Source organism: Streptomyces sp. NBC_01571 (assembly GCF_026339875.1).
Taxonomy (GTDB): domain Bacteria; phylum Actinomycetota; class Actinomycetes; order Streptomycetales; family Streptomycetaceae; genus Streptomyces.
In genome coordinates this window covers 4,878,918-4,893,421 of record NZ_JAPEPZ010000001.1, presented here as the reverse complement: position 1 = coordinate 4,893,421, position 14,504 = coordinate 4,878,918, and the positions used below count along the sequence as shown (strand labels likewise).

At 74.3% G+C, this 14,504-nt stretch carries 11 protein-coding genes; 5 read left to right on the top strand and 6 right to left on the bottom strand.

Annotated elements, in window-relative coordinates; translation table 11 throughout:
- Positions 1-38: 38 nt before the first annotated feature.
- Positions 39-2,651 carry a helicase C-terminal domain-containing protein gene (locus OHB41_RS21970; protein ID WP_266699936.1) on the bottom strand — a complete coding sequence of 871 codons (2,613 nt, stop codon included), beginning with the start codon at positions 2,649-2,651 and terminating at the stop codon, positions 39-41.
- Positions 2,652-3,069: 418 nt separating this feature from the next.
- Between OHB41_RS21970 and OHB41_RS21965 the strand changes: the two genes are divergently transcribed.
- Positions 3,070-4,170 carry a dihydrolipoyllysine-residue succinyltransferase component of 2-oxoglutarate dehydrogenase complex gene (locus OHB41_RS21965; protein WP_266699935.1) on the top strand — a complete coding sequence of 367 codons (1,101 nt, stop codon included), beginning with the start codon at positions 3,070-3,072 and terminating at the stop codon, positions 4,168-4,170.
- Positions 4,171-4,263: 93 nt separating this feature from the next.
- Entirely contained in the window at positions 4,264-4,905 is a 642-nt protein-coding gene (locus OHB41_RS21960; protein ID WP_526024948.1) for an HAD family hydrolase, read from the top strand.
- Here the strand turns inward: OHB41_RS21960 and OHB41_RS21955 are convergent.
- Complete coding sequence (locus tag OHB41_RS21955; RefSeq protein WP_266699934.1) at positions 4,881-5,147, bottom strand: hypothetical protein; 267 nt, start codon at positions 5,145-5,147, stop codon at positions 4,881-4,883. The genes OHB41_RS21960 and OHB41_RS21955 overlap by 25 nt on opposite strands.
- A gap of 218 nt (positions 5,148-5,365) precedes the next feature.
- On the opposite strand from OHB41_RS21955, the gene OHB41_RS52045 reads away from it, so the two are divergent.
- The gene (locus tag OHB41_RS52045) at positions 5,366-5,749 is read left to right on the top strand and encodes a cold-shock protein (protein ID WP_323138390.1); all 384 of its coding nucleotides are present in this window, start codon (positions 5,366-5,368) and stop codon (positions 5,747-5,749) included.
- Between the two features lie 38 nt (positions 5,750-5,787).
- Here the strand turns inward: OHB41_RS52045 and OHB41_RS21945 are convergent, their stop codons facing one another.
- The 4 genes from OHB41_RS21945 to OHB41_RS21930 are packed head-to-tail and all read right to left on the bottom strand — an operon-like array spanning position 5,788 to position 9,413.
- The gene (locus OHB41_RS21945; RefSeq protein WP_266699933.1) at positions 5,788-6,687 is read right to left on the bottom strand and encodes a 1,4-dihydroxy-6-naphtoate synthase; all 900 of its coding nucleotides are present in this window, start codon (positions 6,685-6,687) and stop codon (positions 5,788-5,790) included.
- A complete protein-coding gene (locus OHB41_RS21940; RefSeq protein WP_266699932.1) occupies positions 6,677-7,417 on the bottom strand; it encodes a futalosine hydrolase in 741 nt (246 codons plus the stop codon). Before OHB41_RS21940 ends, OHB41_RS21945 begins: the two co-directional genes overlap by 11 nt.
- 26 nt (positions 7,418-7,443) lie before the next feature.
- Positions 7,444-7,929 carry a DUF2771 domain-containing protein gene (locus OHB41_RS21935; RefSeq protein ID WP_266699931.1) on the bottom strand — a complete coding sequence of 162 codons (486 nt, stop codon included), beginning with the start codon at positions 7,927-7,929 and terminating at the stop codon, positions 7,444-7,446.
- 59 nt (positions 7,930-7,988) lie between these two features.
- Positions 7,989-9,413 carry an MFS transporter gene (locus OHB41_RS21930; protein WP_266699930.1) on the bottom strand — a complete coding sequence of 475 codons (1,425 nt, stop codon included), beginning with the start codon at positions 9,411-9,413 and terminating at the stop codon, positions 7,989-7,991.
- A 455-nt stretch (positions 9,414-9,868) separates the two neighbouring features.
- Between OHB41_RS21930 and OHB41_RS21925 the strand changes: the two genes are divergently transcribed.
- Both OHB41_RS21925 and OHB41_RS21920 read left to right on the top strand, forming a co-directional pair.
- Positions 9,869-10,795 carry a DUF3027 domain-containing protein gene (locus tag OHB41_RS21925; protein WP_266699929.1) on the top strand — a complete coding sequence of 309 codons (927 nt, stop codon included), beginning with the start codon at positions 9,869-9,871 and terminating at the stop codon, positions 10,793-10,795.
- A gap of 516 nt (positions 10,796-11,311) precedes the next feature.
- Complete coding sequence (locus OHB41_RS21920; RefSeq protein ID WP_266699928.1) at positions 11,312-14,485, top strand: sacsin N-terminal ATP-binding-like domain-containing protein; 3,174 nt, start codon at positions 11,312-11,314, stop codon at positions 14,483-14,485.
- Positions 14,486-14,504 lie beyond the last annotated feature (19 nt).

Here is a 14,504-nt window from a genome sequence, read left to right as displayed (position 1 = left end):
GCACGGCCAAACCTCAAGTGTGCCTTACGGACGGGTGATCACTGCTGGTCGTCCGCCAGCTCCGCTACCCCCGTGACGCGGTGCAGCGGATAGGTGCGGACCTCGTCGGCCGTGTGGTCGTACGCCGTCACGAAGCCGCCCTCGACGCGGATCGGGGCGATCACGCGCTGGCTGGCGGCGCCCTCGGCGTTGACGTACCCGATCCACACGGCCTCGCCGGTCATGACGGCGGCCTGCATGGTGGCGAGGGTCTCGGCGGAGCTGGTGCGGGGCAGCTCACCGGTGCCCGGCAGATCGGCCTGGGCCGCCTTGCGCGGGGTCGTGGAGGCCAGGTCACCGGCGCGGATGGCGCGGATCGCGGCGTTCAGGAGGGTGGTGTCGGGCACCGGCGGGCCGTCCGGGACGGGGGCGGGGGCGGAGCGCGGCGGGGTGCGGTGGGCGTGCGCGCGGGTGATCAGCACATCCCCCTCGGCGGACTCGGCGGCCGGCGCGAACCCCATGGAACGCAGCCCCTCGAGGAGGGCCGCCGGGTCGGCCTGCGCGGCGAGCACGGTGGGCGCGAGGCGTCTGAGCCGCAGCCCCTGGGAACGCTTGTCGGCGAGGATCTCGTTCAGCAGGGCGTCGTCGTCGCAGCGGACGTACGCCGACGCCGCGCCGATCCGCAGATGGCCGTGCCTGCGGGCCACGTCGTCGATCAGATAGGCGAGCGGCTGCGGCACCGGGGTGCGGGAGTGCGCGGCGAGGAAGGCGTGCAGGTCGGAGGCCGAACGGCCGGCGTCCAGGGCTCGCCGTACCGACCCCGGGGTGAAGCGGTAGACCGTCGCCCCGCCCTTCGACTCGACGTCAGCGAGCACGCCGAGGGTGTCGGCCAGGGGGCGTTCCAGGGGGCCGGGCGCGACGGCGGTCAGGTCGGCCTGGAGGAGGACGTGGTCCAGCGGCTCGGGGAGCAGCGGCCCGAGGATCCGGGCGGCCTGTGCGGCGGCGGCGGCCTGTTCGGCCGGGGTGCGCGGGAGGAGGGCGGCCGGTTCGGCGGCGGGGCGGTGGTGCCTGTGGACGGGAAGCTTGGCCCCTGCTCCCGCCCCTCTTCCGGTGCTCGCTCCGACGGACCCGGACCCGGGCGCCGTGTGGTCAGGCGCCGGCGGCAACCCCAGCAGGGCCCGCCCCTGTGCCGACAACGCGCCTCGGCCGGTGACCCCCAGCAGCTCCGCCTCGGACAGGGTCCAGCGGGCCAGCCGGCCGCGCAGGTCGTCGCCGGCGGCGGTCCGGGGGCCGCGCGGGGGGCGCTCCCAGTGGAGCCGGGCGACGACGGAGTCCGGGACGGCGGCAGTGCCCTCCGGGAGAGCGGCGAGGAGGGCGAGGACCCGGTGGCGTACCTCGGGGGCCGCGGAGCGGTCCAGACCCGGCCCCAGCGCCGACAACGTACGGTCCTTCGCGTCCCGTCCGCCGACCAGGCCCGCCGTGCGGGTCGCGGCCAGCCACGCCGAGGCGAGCCGGGCCCAGCGTTCACCGGCGGGCAGCTCCAGCCACTCGTCGTAACCGGGCGTCGCCGCGTACCGTTCCTCGGCCTCGCCGTCCGAGGCCAGCAGCCCCGCCGCGTAGGCGAGCTCGACCCAGAACGCGGCCACCGGTTCCACCACGTCCAGGGCCACCGCGGTCCGCTTCAGGTCCCGCACGCTCAGACCGCCGGCGCGCAGCACGGACGGCCCGCCCTCGTGCCAGTCCTTGAGCAGTTCCTCGACGGTGGCGAGCGCGGTGTAGGCCTGGCCGGCCGCGGTCGTGTCCACCATCTGCGGACGGTGCGTCCGGGCCGGTTCCAGGGCCGGTGCGACCGGGTCCGTCTCCCGGTGCGCGCGGCCCGCCCGCAGATGAAGGGCCACCTCGCGGGGCAGGACGACCGTGCCGGGCGCCGTCGGCAGCAGCAGCGCGCGGTCGATCAACCAGCGCAGATGGCGCGCCGGATCGGCGGTCACCTGGCCGTACGGCGGCCCCCACACCAGCCGGGACAGCACCTCCAGCGACTCGGCGGGCGCCGTGTCGAGCAGCGCCGGCATCCGCTCCCGGTCGGTGAACAGGGCGGTCAGCGAGGCCACCGCGGAGACGGAGTCGTGGGTGCTCGGCAGACCGCAGGCGGCCACGATCTCCTGGATACGTCCCGGGGACATGCCCGCCGTGGCCTCGGCGACCGTCGGGCCGAGGCCGGTGGGGGAAGGGTGCTGGGGGGCCGGGGCGAGCAGCTCGCGCGCCGTGCGTACGAGCCGGAGACGGTCGTCGGTGCCCCAGACGAGGGCCTGCTCGCGCAGGATGGCGAGCGCGTGGGGGAACGCAGCCGTGACCGCCGGGTCGCGGTCGTCGCCCGCCATCAGGCCCATCAGTTCGACGTACGTCGCCGGGTCCGACGCCACCGCCAGCGCCTCCGCCGTCTGCAGGGCGAACCGGTCCAGGCGCTCCAGGGCCCGGACGACCGAGGCGCGGGTGCCGGCGCGGGTGGCGAGCTGCGTCAGGTCGGTGGGGACGGGGGTGATGAGATCCGGGCGGATGCGAAGGAGGGCCGACAGGGAGGTGTCGTCCCTCGTGCGGAGGGCTTCCGCCAATGAGCGCGGGGGGTTGCCCGCCGGGGCGGGATCCGGGTCGCGCTGCTCCTCTGTCCTCATCCGCTCAACGGTAGTGGTTCCGCGCCCCCACCGCCCCTACCCGACCCATCCCGTACCTGGGGACTCCGCCCCCGGACCCCCGCCAGGGGCGCTGCGCCCCCCGGACCCCCGCCAGGGGCGCTGCGCCCCCTGGACCCCCGCTTCGCCCGAAGGGCTCGTCCTCAAACGCCGGACGGGCTGCAATACATGACCCCGGGCGTCGGAAATACGTGCGGGGCGTCGGCAATACACGACCCCGGGCCTCGGCCTTCCAGCACCCTTTCGGCGCGGGCCCTCATCGCCAGCCCGTCCGGCGCTTGAGGACGAGGCCGTCCGGGCCGATGCGGGGGTCCGGGGGCGGCGGCCCCCGGGAACCGGGCCCGACACGGTACCGTCGTGGCCACGGGGTATTCAACGCACGCGCCCCGGAGGGGACTTCGTGGGGATTGAGAGCGACCAGCTCGTATTCGACTATCTGAGCCGCGTCGGAGACCTGGCCCAGCAGCGCCAGCTGCCCTCGGCCACCCGGATGCGACTCGTCTCGGAGCTGCGCAACGAGATCGACCGCCGCCGGTCGAAGGCTCCCGTCGACAACCCGGCGGCCGTCCGCCGCATCCTCTCCCGCCTGGGCACACCGGACGAGATCGTCACCTCGGCCCGTCAGGGTGCGTCCGAGACGGGCACGGACACCCGGGCCGCCGTGCCCACCCAGCGCGCCGGTGAACCGGAGGCCCGCCCGAAGGGTCTGCGCAGGGTCGTCCCGAGGCCGCGGCGCACCTCCGACGCGGACGGCACCGGGGCCACCACCGACGACCACCTCTCACCGCTCCACCACGCCGGCTCCTACGACCCGGACGACGCCTCCACCCCACAGGACTGGTGGCGCGTGGACGGCGAGCCGTTCGAACTCGGGGACAGCGTGCCGGGTTTCGTCGGCGGCGTGGAGATCCCCGGGTTGCTCAAACCACCGCCGAGGCCCCGGAAAGCCGATTCCGGCACCGACACCGATTCCGATGCCGGCGTCGAGGCGGACGCCGATTCCGGCGAAGAGGCGGACCCCGCGCCGAAACCGGGCCCGTCGTGGTGGCAGCGGAAGGCACGGGCGAAACCGGTGCGGGCGACGAGTGCGCCGAAGACCGGGAAGGCGGTCCCCGTCACCGAGGACGAGGGCCGCACGCCCCGGGTGCGGCTCCCCCGCCCGCGTACGCGGAGCAACCCCCTGCTCCTGCTCGCCGCCGTCCTCCTCGTCGCGGGCGCCGCTCTCGGCAACTGGTTCGCGCTCGGGCTCGGCTGGCTCATCGCCTACGCGTCCCGCCGTCTGAGCCCCCACGAGTCGAAGTGGGCCGTCCTCGGCATGCCGGGCCTGGTGGCCGTGGCCGGCATCGTCTGGCTGTGGGGCCGTACGGACGGCCGCTGGGGCGATCCGATCGCCGAGGGCCACATGGACGAGGCGCTCGCGGAGACCTGGCCGTGGGTGGTGCGCGGCGCTGCGGTCGCCTCGGCGCTGTACCTGGTGTGGCGCTCCCAGCGCCGCCGCTGAAGGGCCTCGCATCCCCCGGACCGCACCCCGGGCCGCCCCTGGACCCCGGGCCGCCCCGGACCGCTCCGCGCCCGCCTGGGCACAATGGTCCATATGCAGATAGCACCGATGCCCTCGCGCGGGCTGACCGTCGGCTTCGACCTCGACATGACCCTGATCGACTCCCGCCCCGGCATCCACGCCTGCTACCAGGCGCTCTCGGCACGCACGGACACGTACATCGACTGCGACCTCGTCGTCACCCGGCTCGGACCGCCGCTGGAGGAGGAGCTCCTCAACTGGTTCCCGGCGGAGCGGGTCCCGGCCGTCGCCGACCTCTACCGCGAGCTGTATCCCGAGTACGCCATCACCGGCACGCTCGCCATGCCGGGTGCCCACGAGGCCGTCGAGGCGGTGCGGGCGGCGGGCGGGCGTGCCGTCGTCGTCACGGCGAAGTGGGAGCCCAACGCCAAGCTGCACCTCAGGCACCTGGGGATCGGCGCGGACGCGGTCGTCGGCAACCTGTGGGCCGAGCGCAAGGCGGAGGCCCTGCGCGAGCACGGCGCGGGCGTGTACGTCGGCGACCACACCGGCGACGTCCGCGGCGCGCGCACCGCGGACGCGTACTCCGTCGCCGTGGCCACCGGGCCGTGCGACGCGGCGGAGCTGCGCGCGGCCGGCGCGGACGTCGTCCTCACCGACCTGACGCACTTCCCGGCGTGGCTGGGCGGCTACCGCGAGGCCGCGCCCGCCTGAACCGCGCGGGCCCGGCGGCGGCCGGCCGCGACCGACCGGAACACCCCGGCTCCGGCGATGAGAAAACCGACGCCCATGAGCATGCTCAATCCGAACATGTAGGTCGGAAAGGGTTTGGTGTCGAGAAGCAGCGGGGCCACGGTGACGAGTGTGGCCACGGCACCGGCAAAGAACACGAGTGCACCGGCGCGGATCAGCCGGTCACCCGGTTCTGCGGAATTCGGTTGGGTTTTGTCACGCACCGGACCAGGGTAGTTCCCAGCGCGAAGGAACAGTCAGGCGACGTCTTGTCAGTGGCCCCCGGACCATTAGCCTTGGTACCGGCGGGTCGGACGGCCCGCTGCAGTGCTGTCCAGAGCAGTTTCCCAGTGGTTGCCCGAAGTTGCCGGAGCAACTTCCGACGTAAGTGCCCGAGCAGTTTTCAGAGCGTTTCCCGACGAGTACGAGGACGAGGACAGACGTGCCTACCGGCCAGGTCAAGTGGTTCAACAGCGAGAAGGGCTTCGGCTTTCTCTCCCGCGACGACGGCGGCGACGTCTTCGTCCATTCCTCGGTCCTGCCCGCCGGAGTCGATGCTCTCAAGCCGGGCCAGCGTGTGGAGTTCGGCGTCGTCGCCGGTCAGCGCGGCGACCAGGCGCTCTCGGTGACCATCCTGGACCCGACCCCCTCCGTCGCGGCCGCCCAGCGCCGCAAACCGGACGAACTGGCCTCGATCGTGCAGGACCTGACGACCCTCCTCGAGAACATCACACCGATGCTGGAGAAGGGCCGTTACCCGGAGAAGACCTCCGGGAAGAAGATCGCGGGCCTGCTGCGGGCGGTCGCCGACCAACTCGACGTGTAGCCCCGGTCACGGGAACCCCTGGTCACGGCAACGCCGGGCTACGGGAACCTCAGCGCGTCCGGGCCGAGGGGCGGCACCAGTCCCTCGGCCGCGGCGCGCGTGAGCAGGCCGCGGATCGCCGCGTAGCCGTCCTCGCCGAGGTCGGCGGTGAACTCGTTGACGTACAGGCCGATGTGCTGGTCGGCGACGGCGGGGTCCATCTCCTGGGCGTGCGCGAGGACGTACGGGCGGGAGGCCTCGGGATCGTCCCAGGCGGCGCGGACCGAGGCGCGGGTCGCGGCGGCGAGTTCGGTCAGGCGTTCCTGTCCCAGCGAGCGTTTGGCGATGATCGCGCCGAGGGGGATGGGCAGCCCGGTCGTCAGCTCCCAGTGCTCCCCCATGTCGGCGAGCTTGTGCAGGCCGTAGTTCTGGTACGTGAAACGGGCTTCGTGGATGACGAGTCCGGCGTCGACCTTCCCGTCCCGTACGGCGGGCATGATCTCGTGGAACGGCATCACGACGATCTCGCCCACGCCGCCCGGCACCTGGTCCGCCGCCCACAGACGGAAGAGCAGGTACGCCGTCGACCTCTCGCTCGGCACGGCGACCGTAGCGCCCGTGAGTCCCCCGGCCCCTCGGCTCCCGCCGGGTCGGGCGGTGTCCCCGCCCGCCGCCTCCCGGGTCAGCACCAGCGGGCCGCAGCCCCGGCCGAGCGCGCCGCCGCAGGGCAGCAGCGCGTACTCGTCGAGGACGTACGGCAGCACGGCGTACGACACCTTCAGTACGTCGAACTTACCGCGCTCGGCCATGCCGTTGGTGATGTCGATGTCCGCGAAGGTCACATCGAGGGGGGGCGCGCCGGGGACGCGGCCGTGGGCCCAGGCGTCGAAGACGAAGGTGTCGTTCGGGCAGGGCGAGTACGCGATCCGCAGGGGCTCGGGCAGCTTCTCAGGGCTCATGTGGGTTCCAACTCTCCAGGACGGGCGCGAGCTTCCCGAAACCCTCGGTGAGGGCCGTGAGAGCCTCGCCGATGCGCCAGGCGGCGCGGTCGCGCGGGCCGACGGCGTTCGACACCGCGCGCAGCTCCAGTACGGGCACGCCGTGGGCGGCGGCGGCCTCGGCCACGCCGAAGCCCTCCATGGCCTCGGCGAGGGCGCGGGGGTGCCGGGCGCGCAGTGCGTCGGTGCGCTCGGCGGTGCCGGTCACGGTGGACACGGTCAGTACGGTCCCGGCGCGTGCGCCGGTGACCGCCACGAGCTCTCGTACGAGTGCTTCCGGCGGACGGTGAGTGACGGTGCCGAAGCCGAGTTCCGTCACCGGGAGGAACCCGTCCGGGGTCTCGGCGCCGAGATCCGCTGCGGTGATCTCGTCGGCGACGACGAGGGACCCGACGGGTGCGTCCGGCTGGAAACCGCCGCCGATCCCGGCGGAGACGACCAGGTCGTAGGGGGCGCCTTCGAGGGCGCCCGCGGTGAGCGCGGCGGCGGCGGAGGCGGCGGCGAGGGCGGGGCCGACACCGGCGGCCAGCAGATCGAGGGTCGGCCCGGCGGCCTGGGCGGCGCCGGGCGGCGTGACGGCGGGGGCGGGCGACAGCCGGTGGAGGGTCACCCCGGGGAGCCGCACCTCATGGTGCGGGCCCGCGAACGCCCCGGCCACCGCGTCCCGTTCGACCGGAACCGCGGTGGCCACCAGCACCTTCGGCCCAGCGGCCGCGATCAGGCGTCCTTCTTGAGCTTGAACGACCACAGTCCGGTCACCGTCTTGTCGCCCTCCTTGATGGAGACGAGCGTGGAGTTGCCGCTGGCCCCGTACTGGGCGTTGAAGAACACGCTTCCCGGGATCGTCCGGTACGTCTTCTTGCTGGATTCGGTCAGCGGCTGACCGTTCATCAGGATCGTCCAGCCGTTGTCCGCGATCTTCGGGTCCACGCCGAACCGCACGGTGTCATCGGGGTCGACCTTGATGGACTTGATGTCCTTGGCCTTGAGGCACTTGGCCAGGTCCGCGCTGCTCACCGCCTTGCCGTCGTTGTAGCAGTCGGTCTCGGAACTCACCGAGCTCTTGCCGACCGTGATCGTGGCCAGCGGCGTCGGCTTGTCACAGGCGGACAGGACGAGAAGTCCGGCGGAAACGGCGCCGAGAGCGGCAACGGCGCGACGGTGATGTCCATTGGCGGCTCTGCCGCGGGGCAGGGAGGTCATGGCCGAAGGCTATCGGGCACGTGCACCGCTCTCCCCACGTGGGGTACGGCGTGCCGCAGTCATGCCACGCGTGGCCGCGCCGTGCCCCCGTGCCGGGCCGCGCCGATCAGCCCCCGGACGGTGGTGAGCCACCCGACGGCGACGATCGCGGCCGCCACGGAGAGGCCCAGCGTGCCGTTGAGGGGCAGCACGATGCCGATCGCGCCGCCGAACACCCAGGCCACCTGCAGCAGCGTCTCGGAGCGCGCGAAGGCGGAGGTCCGTACGAGCTCCGGCACGTCCCGCTGGATCAGCGCGTCCAGGGACAGCTTGGCGAGTGCCTGCGAGAACCCGGCGACCGCCGTGAGGCAGGCCACCAGGACGGCCCCGAAGAAGAGGGCGGCGGTGATCGCGGCGCCCAGCACGCACGCCACGACGGTCACGACGATGATCTCGGGGGCGCGGGATTTCAGCCAGGCCCCGACCGCGGTGCCGAGCGCGTTGCCAGCGCCGGCCGACACGCCCACGATCCCGAGCGAGACGGCCGCGCTCTGGCCGGAGAGCGGATGCTCGCGCAGCAGGAAGGCGAGGAAGAAGATCAGGAAGCCGGAGAGGCAGCGCAGGGCGGCGTTGGCGGCGAGGGCGTGGGTGACCGCCGTACCGACGGTGCGCAGTCCTGGTCGTGGTGTCCTCTCCCGCTGCGGCCGGCGCACATGGTCCTCGTCGGCGGCCAGCAGCGCCCTGTCCTCGCCCTTGGCCGAGTCGACCTTCGGCGGCAGCGTGAACGACAGGAACGTCCCCGCGACGAAGATCGCGAAGGCGCCGTAGAGCGGGTAGCGCGGACCGAGGGCCTGCAGTCCCGCTCCGACGGGCGCGGCGACGCCGGTGGCGAGGAGTCCGCCGAGGGTGACCCGTGAGTTGGCCTTCACCAGGGAGAACCCGGGCGGGAGCAGCCGGGGTACGACGGCGCTGCGCACCACCCCGTACGCCTTGGACGCGACGAGCACCCCCAGCGCGGCGGGATACAGCTCCAGGCTGCCGCTCACGACCGCGCCCGACAGCAGCAGCGCGAGCATCGCCCGGGCGAGCATCGCGCCGGCCATCGCGGCCCGGCGGCCGTGCGGCAGGCGGTCCAGGAGCGGGCCGATCACCGGGGCGAGGAGGGTGAAGGGCGCCATGGTGATGGCGAGGTAGAGGGCGACGCGGCCGCGGGCCTCGTCGGTGGGCACGGAGAAGAAGACGGTGGAGGCGAGGGCGATGGTGATCATGACGTCGCCGGCGCCGTTGACCGCGTGCAGCTCGATCAGTTTGCCGAGGCCCGACTCGCCCGCCCCGTGCGCGTGCGTCGCCTTGCGGATTCCGCGGGCCGTGCCGGTGAACGGGAAGTGCAGGGCACGGCCGACCGCGCGGACGGACCCGCTCATCCGGCCCGATCCGCCCCTTCGAATGTTCCCCTTGGTGCTGCCGATTCCGGCTGCTCCTGGGGACGACCTCGCGGCTGCCACTCCGCAATAGTGCCCCGAGAATGGCGTGGGTAGTGCGGTTACCGCGCGTATAGAGGCCGAGTGGGGCCGGTGCGGGCCCGTGCCGGGCCGCCCGTGGAGGGGCCGGGCGCGCTTTCCGGCCGACCGGGAGCGGCGCGGCGGAGCGCCTTCCGGTCCGGCAGAGAAGGGGCGGACAGTGGGAAAACGCCGCCTCGCGACGGCGAAGAACACCGGCGCGGAGTGCGGAAGCGCCCCGCCGGTGTGGGCCCAGGGCTCAGGAGAAGGTAGCGTGCGTAACGCGCCTGCGGCGGTTGTTCTCGGCCGCGCGCCTCTCGGCCATCCCGCAGAATGGATGGCGTAGGTGCGCCCGAGCGCGATCGGGCGCGGACGTCGACGCGGCCCACCGGTCCGCTCCGTCCGCACCGCCGCCGAGGAAGGGCGCACCCGTGAGACGGCGTAGGAGAGAAGCGATACCTGTGAGCGCAGCGACCACGCGAAGCCGCACCCCCGACCGTCTGTGCGCCGAGGCCGTCGACCTCGCGCGCACCGCCGCCGAGGAGGCAGCCGCCCCCGGCGTCGTCGGTGAACACCTGGGGGTGGTCTCCGAGGGGGACCGTGTCGTCACGCACTACTTCGAGTGCAAGGAGTTCGGCTACCGGGGCTGGCGCTGGGCCGTGACGGTCGCCCGTGCCTCCCGGGCGAAGATCGTCACCCTGGACGAGACGGTGCTGCTGCCCGGCTCCGACGCCCTTCTCGCGCCCGAGTGGGTGCCGTGGAGCGAGCGGCTGCGGCCCGGTGACATGGGCCCCGGGGACCTGCTGCCCACGGACGCCGAGGATCTGCGGCTCGAACCCGGTTTCTCCGGTGAGGACGAGCCCGCGCCGAACTCCGCCGTCTCGGAGGACATGGCCGAGCTGGTGGAGGCGGAGGACGCGGAGGTGACGGAGGGCGTTCCCGCGCACCTTCCGTTCGCGCCGCGCCGCGGTTCGATCGCGGCGGTGGCGGAGGAGCTCGGACTGCGCCGGGCGCGGGTGCTCTCCCGGTACGGGCTGCATGTCGCGGCCGACCGGTGGGAGGAGTCGTACGGGCCCAAGACGGCGATGGCGCAGGCGGCGCCCGCGTCGTGCGTCAGCTGCGGCTTCCTGAATCCGATCGGGGGCTCACTCGGACAGGCGTTCGGTGTCTGTGCGAATGAGTTCTCGCCGGCGGACGGGCGGGTCGTGGCGCTCTCGTACGGGTGCGGGGGGCACTCCGAGGCCGCGGTCATGCCGGCGCCGCCGCGGCCGGCGCCGCCGGTCATCGACGAGACCCGGGTCGATCCCTTCCCGCTCCGGCCCTCGCCGGATTCCGGTTCGGTCTCGATCACCCCGGACGAGCCGTCGTCCGAACTGGGCCACTCGTAACCCCGGTGTCCCGTCACCGGGGGCTGCCGCCCCCGGCCCCCCGCTCCGGCCTGAACGGCCTCGTCCTCAAACGCCGGACGGGCTGACACCACGGACCGCCCCTTCGAAGAACCCCCTGAAGGCGACCCCTGAAGGCGACCCCCTGAAGGTGACCTTCTCAAGGTGACTTTCTGAAGGTGCCGCCCTGAAGGAGCCGCTCTGAAGGGGCGCGGGGAACTGCGCGCTCAGCCCCCACCGGCCCGCAGCCAGCCCACATGGCGTGGCCTGCCACTGGTTCCCGGGCACCCCTGTGACGTGCCTCCGGGTGCCGCCCTGAAGGGGCGCGGGGAACTGCGCGCCCAGCCCCCACCGGCCCGCAGCCAGCCCACATGGCACAGCCCACCACCGGACCCCGGCCGCACCCCGCAGGGCAACGCGGGGAACTGCGCGACCGACCCCCACCGCCCCGCACGGTACCTTCGTGCCGCGACCGAGCCCAGCGCTCGCGGTCGCGCGAAGCGAGAGGGAGAGTGAACCGTGAGCAAGTTCGTGCAACCGGCACCCGAGGGCGCGGACCCGTTCGGTACGGCCCGTCTGCGCCGCGGCGTGCTGGACGCCTGGGCCACCAGCCCGGCCCGGTTCCGCGAGGACGCCAACGCCGAGGAGGACCTCGTCCTCGGCGGATACCGTGACCGCCTCCTCGTCGAGCTCGCCCAGAACGCCGCCGACGCGGCGGCCCGGGCCCACGTCCCCGGCCGCCTCCGGCTCACCCTCCGCGACGGGGTCCTGGTCGCCGCCAACACCGGCGCCCCCCTCGACGCGGCCGGCGTCGAGTCGCTCTCCACCCTCCGCGCCTCCGCCAAGCGCGACGCCCACGACACCGCCGTCGGCCGCTTCGGCGTCGGCTTCGCCGCGGTCGTCGCGGTCACCGACGAGCCCGCCGTGGTCGGCCGGCACGGCGGTATCCGCTGGTCCCTCGCGGAGGCCCGCGAACTGGCGGCGGACACCGCCCGCCACAGCCCGGGACTGGGCGACGAGATCCGCCGCCGCGACGGCCATGTGCCCCTGCTGCGGCTGCCGTTCGCGGCCGAGGGCACCGCCCCGGGCCCGTACGACACCGCCGTCATCCTCCCGCTGCGGGACACCGCCGCCGAGGATCTCGCCGAGCGCCTGCTGCGAGGGCTCGACGACGCGCTCCTGCTCGCCCTGCCCGGCCTGGAGGAAGTGGTCGTCGAGATCGGCGACGGCGGCACGGGAGGCGACGTACGGACGCTGCGCCGCAGGTCGGAGGAGCACGGCGTCACCCTGGAGGACTCCCGGGACGGCGCCACCCGCTGGCGCACCGTCTCCCACCACGGCCCCCTGGACCCGGCCCTCCTCGCCGACCGTCCGGTCGAGGAGCGGCTGCGTCCGCACTGGTCGGTGACCTGGGCCGTCCCGGTCGACACCGACGGCACCCCGGGCCGCCCCCGCACCAGCCCCGTCGTGCACGCGCCGACCCCCAGTGACGAGCCGCTCGGCGTGCCCGCCCTGCTCATCGCCTCCCTGCCGCTCGACACCAGCCGGCGGCACGCCGCCCCGGGCCCGCTCACCGACTTCCTGGTGGAGCGCGCGGCGGACGCGTACGCCGAACTGCTCGCCGCCTGGAGCCCGGTGGACTCCGGGATCATCGACCTGGTGCCGGGCCCGCTCGGCAAGGGCGAGCTGGACGGCGTGCTGCGCCGCGCGATCCTCGACCGGCTGCCGCGGACCGCCTTCCTGCCGTCGGCCGCCCCGCCGGAGAACGCCGGCGAGGACAACGTCGCCGACTGGCCCGAGAGCAGCGCCGCGGAGCACCCGGCCGCCCTGCGCCCCCGTGACGCCGAGGTCGTCGAGGGCGCCGGTGCCGAGACCGTCCGGGTGCTCGCCGAGGTGCTGCCCAGTCTGCTGCCCGCCGGCCTGGAGCGCCGGGTGGAGCTCCGGACGCTGGGCGTCGCCCGTGTCCCGCTCGCCGAGGCCGTGGACCGGCTGGCCGGGCTGGAGAAGGACCCGGGCTGGTGGTGGCGGCTGTACGAGAGCCTGGCCGGGGTCGACCCGGACCGGCTGTCCGGCCTGCCCGTGCCGCTCGCCGACGGCCGGACGGCGGTGGGGCCCCGGCAGATCCTGCTGCCCGGCTCCGAGGACATGCGGGCCGCCGCCCCGGACACCCTCGCCCGCCTCGGCCTCAAGGTCGCCCACCCGGACGCCGCCCACCCGCTGCTGGAGAAGCTGGGCGCCCTCTCGGCCACTCCCCGCGCGGTCCTCACCACCCCGCAGGTGCGCGCCGCCGTCGCCGCCTCGCTCGACGACGAGGGGATCGGCTGGGACGAGCAGGCACCGGACGCCGAGGAGGTGGCGGAGCTGGTCCTCGCCCTGGTCCGCGACGCCGCGCTCGAACCCGGCGACGAGCCCTGGCTCGGTGCCCTCGCGCTGCCGGACGAGGAGGGCGAACTCGCCCCCGCCGGCGAACTGGTGCTGCCCGGCAGCCCGTTCGCCCAGGTCATGCGCGAGGACGAACTCGCCTTCGTCGACTCCGAGTTGGCCGACCGGTGGGGCGAGCAGCCGCTCGCCGCCTGTGGTGTGCTCGCCAACTTCACCCTGGTGCGCGCCACCGACGTGGTCCTCGACCCGGACGAACTGGAGCCCCGCGACACCGACTTCGCCGAACCAGACGACGCGGGGCTGCTGGACGCCGTCGACGTGTGGTGCGAGGACGTTCTCGACCGGCTGCCCGACACCCCCGTACCGCCCGTCGCCACCGAGATCGTCGCCGTACGGGACCTGGACCTGGTGGACGACGAGCGGTGGCCGCAGGCGCTCGCGCTGCTGTCCCGGCCGCCGCTGCGCGACGCGCTGACCCAGCCGGTGCGCATCCTGCTCCCGGACGGCACCCACGAGATCGTCCGGCCGTACTCCGCCTGGTGGCTGCGCGGCCACCCGGTCCTGGACGGGCGTCACCCGGCCGGGCTGCTCGCCGCGGGCGGCGACCCGCTCCTGCGCGGGCTGTACGACGAGGCCGACGCGACCGGCTTCGACGACGAGCAGGTGCTGCGGGCGCTGGGCGTCCGCACGTCCGTCGCCGCCCTGCTGGACGAGCCAGGGGGCGCCGCCGAGCTCCTCGAACGGCTCGCCGACCCCGACCGCGAGGTCTCCGGGGCCCAACTGCACGCCCTGTACGGCGCCCTGGCCGATCTGGAGCCCGAGCGGGTGACCCTGCCGGACGAGCTGCGCGCGGTACTGGACGGACGGGTGACCGTGGTGGACGCCGCCGACGCCGTGGTCGTCGACTCGCCCGACCTGCTGCCCTTCACCGGCGGCATGCCCCTGCTCCCGGTCCGCCCGTCCCGCGCCGCCGACCTCGCCGAACTGTTCCAGGTGCGGCGCCTCAGCGAGTCGGTGACCGGCGAGGTGACCTCCGAGGGCGCCGAACACGACGTACCGGAGTCCGTACGGATCCTGCTGGGCCCCTCGGCCCCCACCTCGTACGTCGAGCACGAGGAACTCGTCGTCGACGGCACCGGACTGGACTGGCGCCGTACCCGGGACGGGGTGCTGCACGCGTCCACCCTGGAAGGCGTGGCGGCCGGCCTCGCCTGGGCCGCCGGACAGTGGCCGCGCCGCTTCGAGGTCGCGGCCCTGCTGGAGGACCCGTCCCGCACGGAGGAACTGGGCCGGGACCGCTGGTTCGACTGAGGCGGGCGGCCGGTGCGGA